The organism is Leucobacter faecis, assembly GCF_054456635.2.
Genome location: NZ_JBTJEP020000023.1, coordinates 21,877 through 43,079, shown reverse-complemented (window position 1 = coordinate 43,079; position 21,203 = coordinate 21,877). Strand labels below are relative to the sequence as shown.

15 protein-coding genes and 1 tRNA gene are annotated in these 21,203 nt (G+C 63.9%); 11 read left to right on the top strand and 5 right to left on the bottom strand.

Features of this window, described 5'->3' with window-relative positions:
• Positions 1-128: 128 nt before the first annotated feature.
• A complete protein-coding gene (locus tag ACXR2T_RS14370; RefSeq protein WP_458840120.1) occupies positions 129-1,355 on the top strand; it encodes an acyl-CoA dehydrogenase family protein in 1,227 nt (408 codons plus the stop codon).
• A gap of 73 nt (positions 1,356-1,428) precedes the next feature.
• Here the strand turns inward: ACXR2T_RS14370 and ACXR2T_RS14365 are convergent, their stop codons facing one another.
• Both ACXR2T_RS14365 and ACXR2T_RS14360 read right to left on the bottom strand, forming a co-directional pair.
• Positions 1,429-2,901, bottom strand: a complete 1,473-nt coding sequence (locus tag ACXR2T_RS14365; RefSeq protein WP_458840119.1) for an amino acid permease — start codon at positions 2,899-2,901, stop codon at positions 1,429-1,431.
• A gap of 112 nt (positions 2,902-3,013) precedes the next feature.
• Positions 3,014-3,613, bottom strand: a complete 600-nt coding sequence (locus ACXR2T_RS14360) for a TetR/AcrR family transcriptional regulator (protein ID WP_458840117.1) — start codon at positions 3,611-3,613, stop codon at positions 3,014-3,016.
• Between the two features lie 166 nt (positions 3,614-3,779).
• Between ACXR2T_RS14360 and ACXR2T_RS14355 the strand changes: the two genes are divergently transcribed.
• Positions 3,780-5,468, top strand: a complete 1,689-nt coding sequence (locus tag ACXR2T_RS14355) for an amidase (RefSeq protein ID WP_458840116.1) — start codon at positions 3,780-3,782, stop codon at positions 5,466-5,468.
• 11 nt (positions 5,469-5,479) lie between these two features.
• Here the strand turns inward: ACXR2T_RS14355 and ACXR2T_RS14350 are convergent, their stop codons facing one another.
• Positions 5,480-6,019: a MarR family winged helix-turn-helix transcriptional regulator gene (locus ACXR2T_RS14350; RefSeq protein WP_458816638.1), complete on the bottom strand. Its 540-nt coding sequence runs from the start codon at positions 6,017-6,019 to the stop codon at positions 5,480-5,482.
• A 97-nt stretch (positions 6,020-6,116) separates the two neighbouring features.
• Between ACXR2T_RS14350 and ACXR2T_RS14345 the strand changes: the two genes are divergently transcribed.
• From ACXR2T_RS14345 to mfd, 6 genes are all read left to right on the top strand, one after another.
• Positions 6,117-6,188, top strand: a tRNA-Gln gene (locus tag ACXR2T_RS14345).
• Positions 6,189-6,229: 41 nt separating this feature from the next.
• Positions 6,230-7,672, top strand: a complete 1,443-nt coding sequence (glmU, locus tag ACXR2T_RS14340; protein ID WP_458840115.1) for a bifunctional UDP-N-acetylglucosamine diphosphorylase/glucosamine-1-phosphate N-acetyltransferase GlmU — start codon at positions 6,230-6,232, stop codon at positions 7,670-7,672.
• Positions 7,673-7,696: 24 nt separating this feature from the next.
• On the top strand, positions 7,697-8,674 hold the full coding sequence (locus ACXR2T_RS14335; protein ID WP_458816634.1) for a ribose-phosphate diphosphokinase: 978 nt from the start codon (positions 7,697-7,699) through the stop codon (positions 8,672-8,674).
• 215 nt (positions 8,675-8,889) lie between these two features.
• Positions 8,890-9,459 carry a 50S ribosomal protein L25/general stress protein Ctc gene (locus ACXR2T_RS14330; protein WP_458840114.1) on the top strand — a complete coding sequence of 190 codons (570 nt, stop codon included), beginning with the start codon at positions 8,890-8,892 and terminating at the stop codon, positions 9,457-9,459.
• Positions 9,460-9,613: 154 nt separating this feature from the next.
• Positions 9,614-10,207, top strand: coding sequence for an aminoacyl-tRNA hydrolase (gene pth, locus ACXR2T_RS14325; RefSeq protein WP_458840112.1), 594 nt, complete (start codon positions 9,614-9,616; stop codon positions 10,205-10,207).
• Complete coding sequence (mfd, locus tag ACXR2T_RS14320; protein WP_458840110.1) at positions 10,204-13,842, top strand: transcription-repair coupling factor; 3,639 nt, start codon at positions 10,204-10,206, stop codon at positions 13,840-13,842. The genes pth and mfd overlap by 4 nt, the downstream gene beginning before the upstream one ends.
• A gap of 167 nt (positions 13,843-14,009) precedes the next feature.
• Here the strand turns inward: mfd and ACXR2T_RS14315 are convergent, their stop codons facing one another.
• Positions 14,010-14,495 carry a hypothetical protein gene (locus ACXR2T_RS14315; protein ID WP_458816626.1) on the bottom strand — a complete coding sequence of 162 codons (486 nt, stop codon included), beginning with the start codon at positions 14,493-14,495 and terminating at the stop codon, positions 14,010-14,012.
• 96 nt (positions 14,496-14,591) lie between these two features.
• On the opposite strand from ACXR2T_RS14315, the gene ACXR2T_RS14310 reads away from it, so the two are divergent.
• Positions 14,592-15,347, top strand: a complete 756-nt coding sequence (locus ACXR2T_RS14310) for a MazG nucleotide pyrophosphohydrolase domain-containing protein (protein ID WP_458816624.1) — start codon at positions 14,592-14,594, stop codon at positions 15,345-15,347.
• Between the two features lie 336 nt (positions 15,348-15,683).
• Positions 15,684-17,519, top strand: a complete 1,836-nt coding sequence (locus ACXR2T_RS14305; protein WP_458840108.1) for a C69 family dipeptidase — start codon at positions 15,684-15,686, stop codon at positions 17,517-17,519.
• A gap of 12 nt (positions 17,520-17,531) precedes the next feature.
• Here the strand turns inward: ACXR2T_RS14305 and ACXR2T_RS14300 are convergent, their stop codons facing one another.
• Positions 17,532-19,556, bottom strand: a complete 2,025-nt coding sequence (locus ACXR2T_RS14300) for a bifunctional metallophosphatase/5'-nucleotidase (RefSeq protein ID WP_458840106.1) — start codon at positions 19,554-19,556, stop codon at positions 17,532-17,534.
• 88 nt (positions 19,557-19,644) lie between these two features.
• Here ACXR2T_RS14300 and ACXR2T_RS14295 point away from each other — a divergent pair, with 88 nt between their 5' ends.
• Positions 19,645-21,090 (top strand): dipeptidase, encoded by a 1,446-nt coding sequence (locus tag ACXR2T_RS14295; RefSeq protein ID WP_458816618.1) that lies wholly within the window; start codon positions 19,645-19,647, stop codon positions 21,088-21,090.
• The last annotated feature ends 113 nt before the right edge of the window (positions 21,091-21,203 follow it).

Genomic DNA, 21,203 nt, shown 5'->3' with positions numbered 1-21,203 from the left:
CCGCAATTGCGCGGAACTGCGCAGCCGCAGCGCGACTTTCAAGGTTGACGTGACACCCAGTGTCAGGCATGCTCGAGATGTGACGTGGTTGACCCCGTGGCGTCACACAGGCTTCAGAGAGGAACCCCATGTCGAACAGCAGACCAGCCCCCACCCCACAGGGCACCGCAGAGCCCGAGTACGACCTGTGGGCCCCCGTCGAGGCCGATGTCGCAGGGGTATTTCGGGGGCTCTCGAGCGAAGACAACGCGTACCGTGAGCGCGCGCAGCAGTTCGTGCGCGAAGAGGTGCGCCCCGTCATCGCGGGTATTTGGGACCGCGCCGAGTATCCGGTCGACCTGGCCCGGCGAATGGGAGACCTCGACCTGCTGCGTGACGGAGTGAGCGTGGAGGGGTTTCCCGAGCAAAGCCTCATCGCGGCGTGCCTTACGACGATGGAGCTGGCGCGCGGTGACGGGTCAATTGCCACGATCGGTGGCGTGCAAGGTGGCCTCGCGCTGCGTTCGATCAATCAGTGCGGATCTGCCGAACAGCGTGCGCGCTGGGAGGGGCCGCTCGCGCGGGGCACGGAGCTTGGTGCCTTCGCCCTCACGGAGCCGACGCACGGCTCGGACTCGGTGAGCCTTGAAACGCGGGCGCGCGAGGTCGACGGAGGTTATGTGCTCGACGGCCATAAGAAATGGATTGGGTCGGGGAGCAACGGGGCCTTTGCGGTGGTGTGGGCGCGGGGCGATGACGGGCAAGTGCAGGGCTTTGTCGTACCGCAGGACTCGACCGGGTACAACGCTCGCACCATTGAAGGCAAAGTGTCGCTGCGGGGCATCTGGCAGGCGCACATCGAGTTTGACGGGGTGCAACTGCCCGCGAGCGCCAAGATGCCAGGGGCAAACAGCTTCAAAGACACGGCGGCCGTGTTGCAGGCCACGCGACTCGGAGTGGCCTGGGCTGCTCTCGGGCAGGCCCATGCCGTCTACGAGACCGCCGTCAACTACGCTGGCCAGCGTGTGCAGTTCGGGCGTAAGCTCGCGGCCTCGCAGATCGTGCAGAACAGGCTCGCCGAAATGCTGAGTCAGCTCACGTCGCTGCAGACTCTACTCATGGGCCTCACCCGCGCAGATGAGCGGGGAGAACTCGCGGGTCCGGGCGCTTCGCTCGGCAAGTACACCGCCACCCGCACCGCCCGTGACATGGCGCGCAATGCGCGCGACCTGCTTGGTGGCAACGGAATCCTGCTTGAGAACCGGGTCGCGCGCCACTTTGCCGACCTCGAAGCGCTGCACACCTACGAGGGAACTGAGACGGTGCAGGCGCTCATTATTGGGCGCGACATCACCGGGGTGGGTGCGTTCGTGTAGTGCATCGTCATCGACAGAAAACACTGCAGCGCCCGGGGAAAACCCGGGCGCTGCAGTGTTTGTACGGTCGACGCTATGCGTCCTTCGAGGGCGCGAACTCGGCGTCTGCGCCGGTGCCGGGCAGCGCGATCGCAGCGGTGAGCGGCTTACCTTCGCGAGTCAGCCTGCGCTTGGTGAACTGCCACGCTACCGCGAGCAGCACGAACCAGATCGGCGCGTAAATAAGCGGCAAACGAGTGTCCTCCGCAAGGGCGAGGGTGACTGCGATGAACACGAAGAAGACGAGCACTGCCCAGGGCACTATCTTGCCCAGGGGAGTCTTGAATGTCGAGTTGGCGTGTCGTTCGGGGTACTTGCGCAGGTACATGATGAACGAGATCGCGATCATGCTCCAAATGAACAAGATGAATGTCGATGCGATCGACGAGACCATAGTGAACGCTGCCAGCACGTTGTCCCCGAGGAGCAGAATCGGCACGGCCGAGAACACGAAGACAGCCGAGAAGAATACGGCACGACGAGGTACGCCGCGGCTGTCGGTGACAGAGAAGCTGGCAGGGGCGTGGCCGTCTTGCGATAGCGCGTGGGTCATGCGGGTGCCCGAGTAGAAGCCCGAGTTGGCGCTTGACGCGGCCGAGGTGAGCACGACCAGGTTGATCGCAAACGCCGCCGCGCCAAAGCCTGCGAGAGCGAGTGTCGTGACAAACGGGCTGGCTTCGGGGTCGAGCTTGTTCCAGGGGGTAATCGCCATGATCACGGTGAGCGCACCAATGTAGAAAATGAGCACGCGCACGACGATCGAGTTGATCGCCCGCGGCAAGTTCTTGTGCGGGTTCTTGGTTTCGGCGGCGGCCGTGCCCACGAGCTCAACGCCGATAAACGAGAAGATGCCGAGCTGGAAGCCCAGGAGGAATCCGGTGAGCTGGTTGGGGAACATGCCGCCCATGTCCCACAGGTGCGTAATGGACGCCTGCGTGTGCGTGGTCGGGTTCTCGAACCCGATCGCGATGAGTACGACGCCCACGGCGATCAGCGCGAGAATCGCCACAATCTTGATGATCGCAAACCAAAACTCGAACTCACCAAAGAATTTCACGGGCTGCAGGTTGAGCACTGTGAGAATTGCGGCGGTGATGAGCGCAGGCAACCAGTTGGGAATGGACGCGTTGATGTATGAGACATAACCGGTGATCGCAATGATGTCGGCCACGCAGATCACAACCCAGGTGACCCAGTAGGTCCAAGACACGAAATAGCCGGCCCACGGACCGATCAGATCTTTGGCGATGTCGCCGAAGGTCTTGTAGTTGAGGTTCGAGAGCAGCAGCTCACCGAGCGCACGCATCAAGAAGAACATCATGCAGCCGATGACCGCGTATACCAGCAGCGCTGAGGGGCCTGCGAGGTTGATGATCTTGCCAGAACCTAGAAAAAGCCCCGTGCCGATGGCGCCGCCGATGGCAATGAGCTGCAGGTGCCTGTTTGACAGGCCGCGCTGCAATTCTTCTGTGGGGGCGTCCGAAATTTTCTCCGACAAATCCTTCACTCCTGTGTGAGAGCTTGACAACTGACTCCCGCGCTGGGTCTAGCACGGGCGAGTCTGCCCGGGGCTCGGTGGCCGCAGGCGTACCGGTCAATTGTAGGCCGCGATTTTCGCGTTACATACCAAAGTGCTCTAAACGCTCGTGCAACGGTGGTGCTTCGGTGATCGCTGCGAGGGCTGCGCGAATCGCTTCGCTTGCTCGAGCCGCATCGATTTGGCCCGTCAGCCACCTGCCCGAGAGACCCTCGACGAGTGATGTCAGAAGAAGGGCGGTCACGGCTGTGTCTGCTCCAGGGATGGCCCGTGAGACCAGTCGTTCGACGGCCTGCTGCCATGCAGTCGTCGAATGACTGAGCGCCTTGGCCTGGCCGGGGGTGAAAACCGCTGCCGCACGCAACTCGTTCCATACGATCGAGCCGGCCCGCACGTGGGCGTCTTCGCCAAACTCTGAGCACAAGAGCGCCTCAAGCTCAGCGAGCGGTGTCGCTCCCGCATCGCGGTCAATCGTGTGCGCGGCGCGCAACGCTGTGCCCTCGTTGACCCTGTCGAGGGCTGCTTGGAGTAGCCCATCGCGGTCGCCAAAGTGATATGCGAGCAGTCCGATCGACACGTCTGCCTCGCGCGCGACGGCTGTCATGCGAAACCCACGCAGGCCTGCCTCTGCGATTGTGCGCTCACACGCATCGAGAATGCGTGTGCGGGCGTCATCAGTCATCGTGGGTCCTTAGCTGTCGTGTGCGTCTTCTTGTGCGTGCGGGCGCGCCCCGCTTGACAAGAACGCGCACTAAACTGAAACTGTTTTCAGGATACGCGATCCGGCGCAGCGACAAAAGCCGCGCCGGGCGTGGTTCGAAAGTAGCCAAGCAGAAGCGAGGAACGATATGGAACACCACACCAGAGGTTTTGACCTGATCGAGGCCAGTATCGAGGACGTGCTGGCCGCGCTTCGCGACGGGCGCATCACGAGCAGGTGGCTCACCGAGCGATACCTCGCGCGGGCAGCAGCCTACGACGCAGGCCCGCAGGGGCTGCATTCGATCGTAGTGTCGAACCCAGACGCGCTCGCACAGGCCGACGAGTCCGACAGGCGCTGGCGGGCCGGCGAGGCGCGCCCGCTCGAGGGAGTGCCCTTCACCGTGAAGGACTCGTACATGGTGCGCGGACTCACAGTGGCCGCGGGCTCGCCCGCGTTCGAGCACCTGGTGGCGCAGTGGGATGCTTTCTCGGTGGCGCGGCTACTTGAGGCCGGTGCCGTGCTCATCGGTAAAACCAACATGCCGCCCATGGCCGACGGGGGTATGCAGCGCGGCGTGTACGGCCGCGCAGAGAACCCCTACAACCGTGACTACCTCGCCGCCGCGTACGCGTCGGGGTCATCGAACGGATCGGGTGTTTCGACGGCCGCCAACCTTGCCGTCTTTGGGATGGGCGAAGAAACCGTCTCGTCGGGGCGCAGCCCGGCTTCAAACACTGGCCTCTGCGCCTATACGCCAAGCTGGGGTGTGCTGAGCATTCGTGGTAACTGGCCGCTGTTTCCGGCGCGCGACGTCGTCGTGCCGCACACCCGCAGCATGCGCGACATGCTGCGCTTGCTCGACGTGCTCGTCGCAGACGACGCGATAACGCGCGGTGACTTCTGGCGCCACCAGCAGGTGGTCACACTGCCCAAGCCAAGTGAGCACCGGCCAGAAAGCTACCTCTCGCTCGATGAGCCAGCGGTGCTCGCTGGTAAGAGATTCGCGGTGCCGCGCATGTACCTGGGGGAGGATCCGGCGTTTCCGATCGAGGTGCGCGCGTCGGTGCTTGAACGGTTCGCGGCGGCACGTGCGCGCCTCGAGGCGCTGGGCGCCGAAGTAATCGTCACCGATTTTCCGCTCATCGAACAGTACGAGGGTGATCGCCCGGGGCAAGAGAACGTCGCGGCCCTCGGGGTGCTACCCGAGGGGTGGATGGACACGGAATTCAACCACATTCTCGCGTTTGGGTGGGACGACTTCTTGCGGGCGAACGGTGACCCCGAAACGCCCAATCTGGGGATGGTTGACCCCGACCAGATCTTCCCACAGCCGCCCGGCACACTGCCCGACCGCTACGAGGAGGTCGAGGACTACGAGAACCGCTACCGCGCGACCGTTGCGATGGCCCAGGCGGGCATTCCAGACCCTCGAGAGCGCGATGACTTTGCGGCGGGACTCAGGGCGCTTGTGCAGCTGCGCGAGGAGCTCTTCGAACAGTGGCTTGACGCCGAGGGCTACGACGCCATCGTGTTTCCGGCCAACGCCGACGTGGGCGCCGAGAACGCCGAGCGCGACCTCGCCGCAGCCGACCGCGCGTGGGCTAACGGTGTGTTCTTCTCGAACGGCAACTATGCGCTGAGGCACCTCGGGATCCCCTCGATCACGGTGCCAATGGGGCTCATGCGTGACATCGGTGTGCCCGTCGGCCTCACCTTCGCGGGCCGCGCCTATCAAGACCCGGCGCTGCTCAGCTTTGCGGCCGCGTTTGAAAGCGCCGGATCAATGCGGGTTCAGCCCGCGAAGGCCCCGGGGCTTCCCGGGGACAGCCTCTAGCAGGATCCTGTTCAAGCCGTGGACGAGGGGTCATCAGGCCCCTCGACCACCGGTTCGAAGCGTTCGACGCTCAGTGCGAGCCTGCGCAGCAACACGCCGAGGCGTTCGCGCTCGGAGCGGGGGAGCCCGCCCAGCAACCGCTCCTCGGCGTCACTGAGGCGCGTCATCGCCGCATCGACGAGTGTGAGGCCGAGCGGCGTCATCTCGACGAGTACGCCGCGACCGTCATTGGGGTCGGTGAGTCTGCGCACCAATTCACGGTCGACCATGCGGTCGATGCGGTTTGTCATGGTGCCGCTCGAGACCATTGTTTGCTGAACCAGTACCTTGGGGCTCTGTCGAAACGGGGCGCCGCCACGCCGAAGCACAGCGAGTACGTCAAACTCCCACAGCGTGAGGCCCGAGCGCTCAAAGGCGTGGGCTCTGGCCCGGTCGACGTGTTTCGCGATGCGCCACAAACGCGAAAAAATCGATAGCGGTGCGAGGTCCAGATCTGGTCTGGCCGCGCTCCAGGCTGCGATGATCTGATCGACCTCGTCCTCATGCTTCATTCGTCCATTATGGCAACTGCGACGCGCGATTCTCGGCGGTTGTGCAGAAACGCCGAAAGAATCTGGCAGACTATACGGGTGCCGATCTTCGGCGCGGTCCGCCTTGGTGTAATGGCAGCACGACAGCCTTTGGAGCTGTTAGGTCCAGGTTCGAGTCCTGGGGGCGGAGCAAACGTCGCGTTCATGCGGCGGGTGGGAAGGGAACACGCCATGACAGATCGTTCACTCGCGGTCATCATTCTCGCTGCAGGCCAGGGCACTCGCATGAAGTCTTCGCTGCCCAAGGTGTTGCACCGCATCGGTGGGCGTTCACTCATCGCCCACGTGCTTGACAGTGCGGCGGCGCTCGCGCCGACACAGATCATCGCGGTGGTGCGACACGACCGCGATCGCGTTGCCGCAGCCATCCTTGACCACGCCCCCGCTACGGCGATCGTCGATCAAGACGAAGTTCCCGGCACCGGCCGCGCCGTTGAGCAGGCGCTCAGCGCGCTTCCCACCGACTTCGACGGCTCAGTTGTGGTGCTGTCAGGCGACGTGCCACTCATCGACCAGGCCACCCTTGAACGACTGCTGCGCGGGCACGTCGACGGCAATCGCGCGATGACGATGCTCTCTGCGATCTTCGATAACCCCACCGGTCTTGGTCGCATCTTGCGCGACGCCACGGGGGCCGTAACGGGAATTGTTGAAGAAAAAGACGCGAGCGACAGCGAGCGGCGTATCACCGAAATTAACGGTGGCGTGTATGTCTTCGCCCGCCGGGCACTCCAAGACGCGCTCGCGAAAATCGACACGAACAATGCACAGGGTGAAAAGTACCTCACCGATGCGGCCGCGCGAATTCTCGCCACCGGCGGGGCGGTAGAAGCCGTCGCCACCGACGATCCCTGGATTATTGCCGGGGTGAATGACCGCGCGCAGCTGGCTGCCGCGGGCCGAGAACTGAATGCGCGCATCGTGCGCGAGCATCAGCGCGGCGGGGTGACCATTCAAGACCCCGCTACGACCTGGATCGACTCCGATGTGTCGATCGAACCCGACGTTGAGATTTTGCCCGGCACGTTTTTGCAGGGAGCGACCTCGATTTCGAGCGGTGCCGTGATCGGCCCCGACACGACTCTCGTGGACTGCGAAGTGGGCCAAGACGCGCACATTAGGCGCAGTGAAGCCACGCTTGCAGTGTTCGGTGCGCGGTCAGACGTGGGCCCATTCGCGTACATTCGCCCGGGAACTGAGCTTGGTTGTGATGGCAAGATCGGTGCGTACGTCGAGACTAAGAACACCACCATCGGCGACGCGAGCAAGGTGCCCCACCTCAGCTACGTCGGCGACGCCACAATCGGATCCGGCACCAATGTGGGCGCTGGCACCATCTTCGCGAACTACGACGGCGTGAATAAGCATCACGCCACCGTGGGTGACGCGGTGCGGATCGGCTCAAAGAACGTGCTGATCGCACCGGTTACGATTGAAGATGGTTCGTACACGGCCGCAGGGACCGTAGTGCGTAAAGATGTTCCCTCGGGTTCGCTGGCGCTAAATGTTGCTCCCCAGCGCAATATCGAGGGATGGGTTGCCGAGAACAGGCCGGGAACCAGCACCGCAGAAGCGGCGCAGCATTCGAAAACAGCGCGTGAGCACGGCGAATAGCCATAGGATGGAGAACCAGCACTGATGAGCCAGATCGAGATGGCGGGGCAGAAGAAGCTCGTCTTGATTACGGGCCGGGCATACCCCGAGCTCGCAGAGCAGGTGGCAGCCGAGCTTGGCGCCGAGCTCGTTCCCACCGACGCGCGCACGTTCGCGAACGGTGAGCTGTACGCGCGCTTCGATGAGAGCGTGCGCGGTGCCGACGCTTTCGTGATTCAGTCACACACTGACCCCATCAACGAGTGGCTCATGGAGCACCTCATCATGGTGGACGCGCTCAAGCGTGCCTCGGCAAAACGCATCACCGTTGTGGCGCCGTTCTACCCCTACTCGCGTCAGGACAAGAAGGGTCGCGGCCGCGAACCCATCTCGGCGCGCCTCGTCGCAGACCTCTTCAAGACCGCGGGCGCCGACCGCATCATGTCGGTCGATCTGCACGCACCGCAGATTCAGGGTTTCTTCGATGGCCCGCTCGATCACCTCTTTGCGATGCCCGTGCTGATCAAGCACTTTGAAGAGCATCTCAACCGTGACGACCTCACGGTTGTGTCGCCCGACATGGGGCGTGTGCGCGTCGCTGACGTGTGGAGTGACCGTCTCGGAGCTCCCCTCGCTATCATTCACAAGCGTCGTGATCCTTCGGTCGCGAACCAGGCTTCTGTTCACGGCATCGTTGGTGACGTGAAGGATCGCTGGTGCCTCATGGTCGACGACATGATCGACACGGGTGGCACGATCACCAAGGCGGCAGAAGCACTCAAGGCTGCTGGCGCTCGTGGCGTGACGATCGCCGCGACCCACGCGATTTTCTCGGGTAAGGCGACTGAGTACCTCTCACAGGACTTCATTGATCAGGTCGTTGTGACCGACACGCTGCCCGTGGGTCCCGAGAAGCGTTTCGAGAAGCTCACAGTGCTACCCATCGCGCCGCTCTTGGCGAAGGCGATTCACGAGGTCTTCGAAGACGGCTCGGTGACGAGCATGTTCGAGGGCGCAGCGTAAACTGCGCTCGTGAATGAGGGCTCTGGGAGAAATCCCAGGGCCCTTTTCTGCTAAAGTAGACCTTTGTACTTCGGCGAGGGGCGCATGCGCCCGTTATCGACGCGGGACGGACTGCCTCAGCGGGCCATCTTGCTGCGTTATTGACGCGAGTGCGAGACACCAATCCCGGCGGCTAGCCCGCCCTCATTGGGCGAAAGCCCGCATAGGAGATCACCATGGCTGATTACCAGCTTGTTGCAACTGCCCGTGAAAACTTCGGCAAGGGCGCAGCCCGCAAGCTCCGCGCTGCAGGCCACACCCCCGCAGTCGTGTACGGCCACGGCACCGCCCCCCTGCACATCACGGTTGAGACCCACCCGCTGAGCCTCATCATCCGCCAGGCTAACGCCCTCATCGAGGTCGACCTGAACGGTGAGAAGCACCTCGTACTGGTGAAGGATGTTCAGAAGGATCCCGTTCCCCAGATCATCGAGCACGTTGACCTGCTGATCGTGAAGCAGGGCGAAATGGTCGAGGTTGAGGTGCCCCTGCACATGACCGGCGAGCCTTTCTCGGGCACCAACGCGCTGCAGGAGCTCAACACTCTGCGCCTGAGCGTTCCCGCCACCGCGATCCCCGATAACGTTGTTGTCGACGTGACCGGCCTCACCGCAGACACCCACATTCTCGTGCGCGATGTCACCCTGCCCGAGGGCGCGGTCGTCATCGACGCTGAGGACCAGCTCGTCGTGAAGATCGCTGGCCCCCGCGGCGCAGCAGAAGAGACCGAAGAGGCTGCCGAGTAAGCTCGACGACTCACGCGTATTGGCCCGCCGGTGTGGAACCCCACACCGGCGGGCCTTTCGCTATGGTGCCTCAGCACGCACACGTGAGGCGAAGGAAACGAGATAATTGTTCTGGCGTCGTAACAAGCTACGCAGTAAGCAGGAAGGGGAGCGCGTGTCGCAAGACAGCTGGCTCATCGTAGGGCTCGGAAACCCGGGCCCCAAGTACGAGGCGACCAGGCACAACGTGGGGCAGATGGCCCTCGATGTGCTGGCTAGCCGGATGGGCGCAAAGTTCGCCCCGCACGGCAAGACGGGCTCTCGAATTGCTGAAGGTTGGCTGCGGCCCGGCGGCCCAAAACTCATTCTCGCCAAATCAAACGGCTACATGAACACGTCGGGCGGCCCGGTATCTGCGCTGTGTAAGTACTTTGGCGTTGCCCCCGATCACGTCATCGTCGTGCACGATGAACTCGACCTGCCGTTTGATGCGCTGAAGCTGAAACAGGGCGGCGGCCACGGCGGCCACAACGGTCTGCGCGACATCGCGAAAGCGCTCGACACCCCCCAATTCTTGCGTGTGCGCGTGGGGGTGGGGCGCCCGCCCGGGCGCCAGGATCCTGCCGATTTCGTGCTCGCACCCTTCTCAGGGGCCGAACGCAAGGATCTGCCCGTGCTGCTCGAAGACGCGGCCGATGCCTGCGAAGCGCTCGTCGAAGACGGGCTGCTCGCCGCGCAGCAGCGCTTTCACGGGCGGGCGGCGCAGTGAGTCTGCGCGGTCTCGACGGCCTCCTCGAGAGCTCGGCGTCCTTTGCACGCGCCCTTGACACGGCGGGGCGCAACGCCGAGTTTTCTGCGAGCGAGGGTATGCGTGCGCCCCTCATTGCGGGCCTTATGCGTCGCCGTCGCGCAAGCGGCGACACCGGCGCCCTGCTCGTGATCGCGGCGACGAGCCGCGAAGCCGATGGGCTGCGCCACGCGCTCGGCTCGGTCATGCCAGAGGCAGTGACGTGCGAGTTCACGGCCTGGGAGACGCTGCCGCACGAGCGGCTGAGCCCCAGCCCAGAGACGGTGGGTCGGCGCGCGAAGGCGCTGCGCACGATCCGTGAGCACGACGGCCAGACGCCGCTCATTGTCGTCGCATCGGTGCGGGCGGCGCTGCAGCCCGTGTCACCCCAGGTCGCCTATGCCGCCCCGCTCGTTTTACGAGCGGGCGAGGTGCCGCAGCTTGGATCCGGATCCGGCCCCGCGGCCATCGCCCGGGCACTGATCGAGCGCGCATACACGCGCGTCGATATGGTGACCAGGCGCGGCGAGTTTGCGGTGCGCGGTGGCATTCTCGATGTGTTTCCCCCCGAGGCATCGCAGGCATCGCGCGTCGATTTCTTCGGTGATGAAGTGGACCAGATTCGGCGTTTTGCGGTGTCTGATCAGCGCAGCGCCGGCGAGGCTGTCGACGCTATCGAGCTGTGGCCGGCACGTGAGCTGCTGCTCACGGATGAGGTGCGCGCGCGGGCCAGCGAGCTACTGCCGAAGTATCCGGCTCTCGGCGGCATGCTCGAGAAGCTCGGTGAAGGCATCGCGGTAGAGGGGATGGAGAGCCTGATTCCGCAGCTGGTGCCCGGTTTGCAGCCGCTTACGGCGCTCATGCCGCCGGGCGGCGCGGTGCTCGTGGCATCGCCCGAGCGCGTTGCCGGGCGTGCTGTGAGCCTCGCCGAGACGAACCGTGAGTTTCTTGAGGCCGCGTGGTACGCGGCGACGGCGGGCGCCGATGCACCGCTGCCCACGGGCGACAACGGCATGCTCACGATCACCGAGCTGCAAGATGCTTCGCCGGATCGCCCGTGGTGGACGGTCTCGAGTTTTGTGCACGACGAGGGGGCGGGGCTTCCCGAAGAAGACACGTTTAGCGTGCGCACGATCACGGTCGCGGGCGGCGCATTTCCTAAGGGTCAAGCTGACAGTGATCCGACGGGTGCCGCGCTACGCGTCATCAGCGAGAGGCTGAAAGCTGGTTGGGGAGCGGTCATTACCGCCCAGGGCACCGGTCTCGTCGAGCGCGCGCGTGATCTACTCGCCGAGGCAGGAGCTGCGGCGCGCCTGGTCGAGGACCTGCCGGCGACGTCGGCTGACCTTGAACCCGGGGTGATCTACCTCACGGTGGGTCATGCACCAGCCGGGTTTGAAAGCGCCGAGGCGAAACTCATCGTCGCCACTGAGTCTGAGTTTTTTGGGCGCGCGGTCAGCGCGCAGGCGGCCAGCGGTCAGAAGCTCGCCCGTCGCCGAGGCAAGAACGTCGTCGACCCGCTGAAGCTCGTCGCCGGTGATTTCGTGGTGCACGAGACTCACGGCATCGGGCGCTTCGTCGAACTGACGCAGCGCATGGTGCCCACGGGCATCGGCCGCGACGCCACGAAAGCTCTGCGCGAGTACCTGGTGCTCGAGTACGCCTCGACGAAGCGTGGCATGCCCCGCGACAAACTCTACGTGCCCACCGATCAGCTCGACCAGCTCTCGCGTTACGTCGGTGGTGAAGCGCCCGCCCTGTCCAAGATGGGCGGTAACGATTGGGCAAACGCAAAAAAGAAGGCGCGCAAGGCGGTGCGCGACATCGCTGTTGAGCTGGTCAAGCTGTATTCGGCGCGTGTCGCGTCGAAGGGGCATGCCTTCTCGCCAGACACCCCGTGGCAGCACGAGCTTGAAGAAGCGTTCGCGTACGCCGAGACCGTTGATCAGCTCACCACGATCGACGAGGTGAAGCGCGACATGGAGCGGCAGGTGCCCATGGACCGGTTGGTCGCGGGCGACGTCGGCTTTGGCAAGACCGAGGTGGCGGTGAGGGCAGCGTTTAAGGCTATTCAAGACGGCAAACAGGTTGCGATGCTCGTGCCCACCACGCTACTTGTCACTCAGCACCTCGAAACGTTCCAGGCGCGTTTTGCAGGGTTCCCTGTCAATGTGCGACCGCTCAGCCGGTTTCAGACCGACAAAGAATCCCGCGAGACGATCGAGGGTCTCGCGGCCGGCACCGTCGACATGGTGATTGGTACGCACCGTCTGCTCTCTGAGAGTGTCTTGTACAAGGACGTGGGACTTGTCATTATCGACGAGGAGCAGCGGTTTGGTGTTGAACACAAAGACGCGTTGAAGAAGCTCAAAACGAACGTCGACATTTTGGCGATGAGTGCGACGCCGATTCCGCGTACGCTTGAAATGGCGGTCACCGGTATTCGCGAGATGTCGACGCTTGCGACGGCGCCAGAAGACCGCCACCCGATTCTCACGTTTGTGGGGCCACGCAGCGACCGGCAGATCGCCGCGGCGATCAGGCGCGAGATGCTGCGCGAGGGCCAGGTGTTCTTCGTGCACAACCGCGTGAGCTCGATTAGCCGTGTCGCGGCACAGATTGCAGAATTGGTGCCCGATGCACGCGTGGCAGTCGCGCACGGCAAGCTCGGTGAGCACCAGCTCGAACAGGTGGTGCAAGACTTTTGGGAGCGTAAGTACGATGTGCTCGTTTCGACGACCATCATCGAGACGGGCCTCGATATCGCGAACGCGAACACGATCATCATCGACGCTGCAGATAAGTACGGTCTGAGTCAGCTACACCAGCTGCGCGGGCGTGTGGGGCGTAGCCGCGAGCGCGCCTACGCCTACTTCCTGTACGACCCCGAGAAGCCGCTCACCGAGCACGCACACGAGCGGCTCGACACCCTGGCGACCAACAACGAACTCGGCTCGGGTATGCAGGTGGCGCTCAAGGACCTCGAACTTCGCGGGGCGGGTAACCTGCTCGGCGGCGAACAGTCGGGGCACATCGCAGGCGTCGGGTTCGACCTGTACCTGCGCATGATCGGCGAGGCGGTCAACACGTTTAAGGGTGAGGAACAGTCGGGGCCGGTTGAACTGGTGCTCGAGTTGCCGGTCGATGCGCACATTCCCGAGGAATATGTCGAGAGTGAGCGGTTGCGCCTTGAGGCGTACCAGAAGTTCTCGGCGGCTTCGCACCCGCAAGCGCCCGAAGACCATGTGGCGCTCGTGCTTGAGGAGTTGAATGACCGCTACGGTGCGCCTCCCGTCGAGGTTGAACGTCTCGCATCAGTGTCGCGGTTGCGGCGCCGGGCAGCGCGACTCGGCCTCGCGAAGGTTGTCGCGGCTGGCACCGTGCTGCGAATTGAGCCGGTGCAGCTGGCAGACTCCAGACGCATGCGCATGAAGCGCATGTTCCCCGGTGCGACCTACGCTGAGGCGACGCAGACGCTCAAGGTACCGCTGCCGGGGGGCACGGCGTCGTCGCGTAGTCCGCTTGCGGGCGTCGGCCAAAAATTAGTGGGCGACGAGGGCGATATTGCGGCTTGGACGGGTCGCGTGTTCGCGACGCTGCTCGAAGAAGACGTGTAGCGGCACGAACGGCCACCCAAAGGACGAGCACCCACGATAAATACGTACTTATCGTGGGTGCTCGTCCTTTCAACACCGTCTCTTCAGCGCCTATGAGCGATTTCTCGTCAGCGCATGTGGGCGCTAGAAGAGTACCTAGCGTGTGCCCGGTGGGCGCCGCATCTCGTCTAGAGGGTGCAGAGCTCCTGCAGCTTGGCGCTCGACTTCTCAAGCTTCGAAGAGATCGCCTCGAGCTCGCCGCTCTTCGCCTCGAGCTCTGCAGAGATTTCTTCGAAATCTGCCATTGCTTCGGGATCGCTGTAATCGAAATCGGTCATGTCGGGCATCTTGAAGTCTTTGAACACGTCGCGTACTTCGCCGAAGTCTGCGGTGATGTCCTTGAGCGCCTGCGAGACCTCGGCGTTGTTCACCTGCTTTTCTGCCTTGACGAGGGCGTCGTTGACGCCTGAGAATAGCTCGCCGAAGTCGCCTTCGCCGGTCATCGCTTCAGTCATGGCAGATTGCATGTCGCTCTGCGCTTCTGACACGGTCTCTTCTGCGATCTTGCAAGCTTCTGCTACGCTCTGGCCGCCCGAGCAAGCCGAGAGGGTGAAAGCGAGGGCCGCAGCGCAAAGAACGCCTGCGAACTTGGTGGTGGTCTTGCCAACTGACATGGGTAAGAGGACTCCTTGCGCGCGTGTAACCGCGCTGTCTGAGATCTGGGTGTGCGTATCAAGGCTAACAGCCCGGGTACCGGCTAGTGTTTTTGTATGGCGACTGAACATCGAAGTACAGACCGACCACACGACTCACAGCAGTGCGCGAAGCACGGCTCTGGCCAGCAAACATCAGACCCGCTGCGTGCTCTGCGCGACACTGTGCGCACGATGGTATCGCCGGGTGGCTGCGCCTGGCACGAAGCGCAAACGCACGAGACCCTGACGCCCTACCTGGTCGAAGAGACCGCTGAGCTTATCGACGCGATCGAGCGTGGCCTCCCCGCCCACGAAGTGCGTTCCGAGCTGGGCGACGTGCTCTACCAAGTGTTTTTTCACGCCGCAATCGCGGAGCGTGACGGCGAAGGGTACGACCTCGATTCGGTCGCGACGGCCCTGAACGAGAAACTCATCGCCCGCCACCCCCACGTGTTTGGCGACCGCGGGTATATGTCGCTCGACGAGCTCGAGGCCGAGTGGGAGCGCCTCAAAGAAGATGCGGCCGGTGAAGCGCGAGGCTCACGCAGCCCCCTCGAGGGGGTGCCGGCCGGTATGCCCTCGCTCGCGCGCGCCGCGAAGGTCGTGGAACGCCTCAAGCGGGCGCGTCTGATCGATCCCAGTGCACTCGAAGGGCACCACGAAGACCCGTTCATGGCCGTAATCGGCCCCGATGAGCTTCGGCTTGCTGAGCTTGGCATTGGCGACGCCATGCTCGCGCTCGTGACGCGGGCGAACGCGGCGGGCGTCGATCCGGATCGCGCGCTTCGTCTTGCCGTCGACCGAATGGCGGCTCGGGCCGCTCACGAGTAGCGCCGAGCCTGCCGAGACTGCTGGGTGGCTCTACACAAACGACGGCAGTCAGCCAGAGGTTCGTGGCGAATTGAGACAGGAAGGTTGACTCATTAGCGCGGGTGTGACACGTGTATGCGCGCGAAATATCGGCGTCCTGGCCGGTTTGCCAAAGGAAAAATGCGTCTCCTACACTCGCTATTTGGCTACACCAATCGCGTAAATCACTCAGGGGTGAGCGTGTCTTGCCCGCGTGCACGGTGGCCGTCAATACTAAGGAGACACACGATTTCGTTTCACACCTCGACAGTGAAATTCAGCACGAGAGTAGTCGCGACTGCCGTCTGCGTGGGGCTCATGGCAACGGGGGCAGCCACGTCAGCCGCGCACGCCACCCCCAGCTTGCCCCAGACAGTCGCAGGCATCGCATCGGGACAAGGAGGCGCCGCCGTAGCGCCCGTCTTTGATGAGCCAGACAAATCCTTTGCCGTGTATGTTGGCAAGAATCTAACCGAGGACGGGTACCCGATGCTCGGCGGATTCGGCCACGAGCCCTCGAGCCACTGGGTCGAGGTCGTACCAGCCCAGGAACACCCCGAGGGGGCCGAGATCACCGTGGGGGCGACGGCCGAAGCCGACATGCCCGGGCAGCTGAGCACCATACCCCAGGTACCGCACACGTATCGCTACATCACCTCGAACTATTCAGAGTTCACGGGACTGCCTGCACCCTTGACTAATGGCGGACTCAACGAAAAGAACGTGGCAGCGCGCGACGTATGGTCGAACTCGCGCGCCGAGCTCCTCGAGATGACACCCCAAGATCAGTCGGGCCCGCAGTACTCCGATCTGTCGCGCATCGCGATGGAGCGCGCGGGCAGCGCCAGGGAGGCCGTGGAGATCCTCGGCGAACTGATCGATGAATACGGCTATACAACCTACGGCGGAAATTCCCACCTGTTCGCAGATGAAAATGAGGGCTGGGTATTCATCGAGTACGCGGGTGGTCAGGGGCTGTGGGCGGCGGAACGCCTCGGGGCAGACGAAGTGCGCGTATCGTACCCGGGATACATTCACGAGTTTCCCGTGGCCGCGGTCTCGGGCAACGACCCAGACTTCTTAGGATCAGCGAATCTGGTCTCGTTTGCGCAACAGCAGGGATGGTACGACCCGAGCACAGACGCGAGCTTTAACCTGCAAACTGTTTACCAAGAGCCATTTCCCACCGAAGCCTTCGACATCGGAGACGTGGCCGACGCGCAAGACCCAGCGCCATACCGGCACCCCGTATCCCTGGAGGCGGAGTTCGCGCAGCTCGCTCCCGCGAAGCTCGAGGACGTCATGCGGATCGTGCGCGACCCGCGCTGGTCGGATGATCGATCAGGTTACGGTCACGTGGCGCAGTTACGCGACGATCTGCCCGACCCGTCGCTCACTACGTTGTGGGTTGCTCCGACGGCTGCAGCGACCGCGCCCTACATTCCCATTTCGATCGGCACGACCGAACTGCCGATCGAACTGAGCCAACACCGATACCTCACGGCTGGGGCATCAGCGACCTATCTTGATCCAGCGTTTGCCGAACAAGAGGCCACCGAGTACGCGACCCAAACATTCAAGCGCCTCATGTATGCGACCTGCGCGCGGCCTGACCAGTACCTGAGTGAGGTCACTAGGGCGCTCGAGGGCTACGATGCGCAGTCCATTGCACGATGGGATGAGGCGCTCGCCGCAGCCCAGCGTGAAGTCGAGGCAGGCCGCGACCCCGCAGGCGCACTCACAGATGAAACGTTCGTGCGTGCACTTGACGGCTTGCGACTCGGCAACTTTCTGCTGAGCAGCGTGTTGGAACGCTCATTCGCTGCGGGAGGCATTGCAGAACCTGAGGTCGAGCGAGTCGAAGGTGAGCCCGCTTCTGCACGGTCACTGCCGATGGATCTGCGCAGCAGTGCGTCGTCAAGGGATCGCATGAACTGCGATGTGGGCGGCGGCTGGCCTGAGGGCTCCACGCTAGAGCGTGCGGGGACTTACGGGGATCCTGCGGACGTGCCCGACTTTAGTGCGGTCGCCTTGCCGGGGCGCCCTGCGAGTGACGGAGGGGCACTGCCCGTGTGGGCATGGACTGCGGGCGGTGTAGCTGCGGGAGCCATCCTCACAACTGCAGCGGCATACTTACTGCGCCGGCGCTCCTAGTCTGCGAAGCCCCTAGCTCCGCCGTCGAGATCGCAGCACCTCTGCCAGCATGCACATCGCTGCGGCGGCGAGCGTAAAGCCGCCCCACGCGATCACCGCATGCCCAGCACCAGCGCTTGAGCCCGTACGAGCGAGCGCTGGTGCGGGGGTGGTAGTAGCACCGTTCGTGCCGTCGGACTGGGAGGCGGGTGGGGGAGTCTTCCCCTGGTCAGTCTCTTCCCGTCCGTCATCGTCGCCGTCGGCAACGCCATCTTCTTCATCGCCCGGTGCGGTACCCACCTGAGAGCGGCCTAGACCGGGGGAGGCCACCACATCACGGGTCGCGAAGTAATCGAGCGTGATCTGAGTGTCAGTGAACGCCAGTTCGGTAAGCTCTGCACCCTCCCCAAACACGGTGAAGCCGTCGCCGCCAGCTGCGAGAAACGCGTTCGTAACGACGGTGTAGGTGACGGCAGGTGCGACGTCCACGCCGTTGAGCTTCATCGAGGTGATGCGCGAGCCCGCGGGGGCATCAGAAATATAGGTGTATCTGAGGGCGTCTGAAATGCCCAAGTGACGTTTCACCTCGGTGCCGTTTTGATCATTCGACCACTGCTGTTCGAGCATCTGCTTCAGCTGAGCGCCCGTGAGCTTCACGCTCGCCATCATGTTGGCAAAGGGCTGCACGTTTGCGACGTCGCGGTAGGTGACTGTGCCGGGGTGCGGCAGGGTGGCCGCATCGAATATGAGGTCTTCACGCATGCTCCCCGGATTAACAACCCCCAGGTCTGCGCCGGCCAGTGACGCAAGCGTAATGTCTGCCAGCAGATTGCCCAGCGCTGATTCGACCGAGCGGTCGCTGCCCGGGGGAGTGCCGCCGCGCACAATGTCACCGGCAATGCGGCCGACGGGTCTGTTGCCCAGCACCTCGGCTGTAGCGACAGCGGAGTCAACGATGGCCGACACCGTGGGGTCGGCTCCATAGCTGGGTACGCCGCCCGCGCTCAGCGGCAGGAGGTCGCTCGTGGCCCCGGTGAACACAGGGGTTACGCCTGTGACGTCAAAGCGCAGCTCGATCTGACCGAGGGCGCTCCCGTAATTGCCCGTTTGAATGACCGGGCGCCCAGCCACCGTACAGTTGTACTGCAGGTGGGAGTGACCAGACACGATCGCGTCGACGAGGGGTGACGCTTCGCGCGCAAGGTCGCCAAACGTCGACGCTTCGGTCGCATTCACCACGCAGTTCTCACTAGCAAAGCCGTCGTGCGTCAACAGCACGGTCGCGTCGACAAAGTTGTCGATGTCTGCTGCGACGCGGTTGACAGTGTCGAGTTGCGAGCGAAACTCGAGCCCCGCGATGAGGGCAGGGTTTACCGCGATCGCCGTGTGCTCGGTCACCGTGCCAATGAGCCCGATCTTGATGCCTCCGCGTTCAATGATCGTGTACTCGCCGAGCACCGGAACACCGGTAGCGCGGTCATACACGTTCGCTCCGAGGGTGAACGCAGGATCCCCGTACCTCGGCATCACACGATCGCGCAGGTCAGCAAAGCCGCGATCAAACTCGTGGTTACCCACGGCTGAGGCCGCAAGCCCCGCCGCGAGCAGCGCATCAATCGTTGGTTCATCCTGCGCGATCGCCGAAGTAAACGTCGAAGCCCCAATGTTGTCGCCCGCCGCCACCAACACGGTGTTGGGGTTGTCTGCGGTGAGCTGCGTCACCGCCCCCGCGAGAACCGCGGCCCCCGCCGGGCCGCGGTCATTCGCCGCGGGAGCGGCCTCGATCCGGCCGTGAAAATCGTTGATCGCCAGCAACTGCACGGTCGCCGCCCCCGCGGGGTACGCGCCGCCGGTGGGCGGGGCAGGCGTCTCTAACGGGGCAGCTGCCGCGGGCGTCGCCGCTATGAGGTCGTCGACAGGGCTCCCGGCCACGCAGACCAGTGTGACCAACGCAGCGGCGAGCAGTGCACCGTAAACCTTTTTCGTGCGACGCCGGCCCTGGCCGCGACGCATCGGAAAACTTGCGCGCGCAAGCGCCAAATCGTGTACACCGTCCATTCGGCCAGTGTAGTGGTTCGACGAAAGAGCGGCGATAGGCTGAATGAGCAGCCCGGCACGGGCACCGTGACACCGAAGGGGACGCCGCATGGCAAACGACAGCACCGCGCACGCAGATCGCACCGCGCACACCGAACAAAGCGTACGCGCGCACGTAACAGACAACTTCACCGCCACCATCGCAGACCTCGAACGGCTCGTACGCATTCCGTCGGTCTCGTGGCCCGCCTTCAACCACGAACACCTGCAGCGTAGCGCCCAAGACATCGCGGGCATGCTGCGCGAGATCGGCATCTTCGACGAGGTCGATATTCGCCGCGCGCCGCTCGACGTACAGCCCGAGGGCGCCACCGAAGTGCAGTACGGCCAGCCCGCCGTCGTCGCACGACGCGAACCACGTAACGGCCGCTCCACCGTGCTGCTGTACGCCCACCACGATGTCCAGCCCCCCGGCAAGGATGAAGACTGGGTGAGCCCAGCGTTCGAACCCACCGAACGTAACGGCAGGCTGTACGGCCGCGGCGCCGCCGACGACAAAGCGGGCGTCATGGCCCACGTCGGTGCGATCCGGGCGCTCGCCGCAGCGGCCGAAGCCGAGGGGCGCGAGCTCGACCTGGGCATCGCTTTGTTCATTGAGGGAGAAGAAGAGTGGGCGTCTGGCTCGTTCGGCAGCTTCCTTCGTGAAAACCGTGAACTCCTCAAGGCTGACGCCATCATTGTCGCCGACTCGGGTAACTGGGACGAAGAGACGCCGGCGCTCACAATCGCGTTGCGCGGTGCGGTCGCGTTTAACCTGAGCGTCGAGACGCTCGGCCACGCCTCACACTCGGGCATGTTTGGGGGCGCGGTGCCCGACGCGATGCTCGCAACGGTGCGCCTGCTTGACACCCTGTGGGACGCTGACGGCGCGGTCGCGGTCGCGGGGCTCGGCTCGGCTGAGATCAAGGCGCCTCCCTACGATGAGGCCAGGCTGCGTGAAGAGTCGGCGCTGCTGCCCGGTGTCAGCACGATCGGCCGCGGCGAGATTCTGTCGCGCATTTGGGCGCAGCCTGCAATCTCAATCACGGGCATCGACGCGCCGAGCATCGCGAACGCCTCGAACACGCTGATTCCCGCCACGCGCGTACGTATCAGCGCGCGGATTGCGCCCGGTCAGGATCCGGTGGCCGCGTACGAGGCGATCAAGCAGCACCTCGAGGCGAGGGCACCGTTTGGCGCGAAGCTCACCTTCGAAGACCCGGGCCTCGGCCAGGCGTTCCTCGTTGACACGAGCGGCCCGGCGGTCGCCGAGGTGCGCCGGGCCATGGCCGACGCGTGGGAGAAGGCGCCAGTCGACATGGGTGCGGGCGGGTCGATCCCGTTCATCGCCGAGCTTGTGAACGAGTTTCCCGAGGCCGAGATTCTCGTCACCGGCGTCGAAGATCCAGACGGCCGCGCCCACAGCCCCAACGAGTCGCTGCACATCGAGGCATTTCGCAAGTCGGTGCTCACCGAGGCGCTGTTCCTCGCGCGGCTCGACGCGCGAGAGGGCTAGCTTCTTGCGAGCGGCGCAGGGCGCGTAGGCCGCAAAGCAAACGGCGGGGCCGGATCAATGATCCGGCCCCGCCGTTTGCTTCGCCGCAGACAATTGCGCTCCGAGAACTGCGT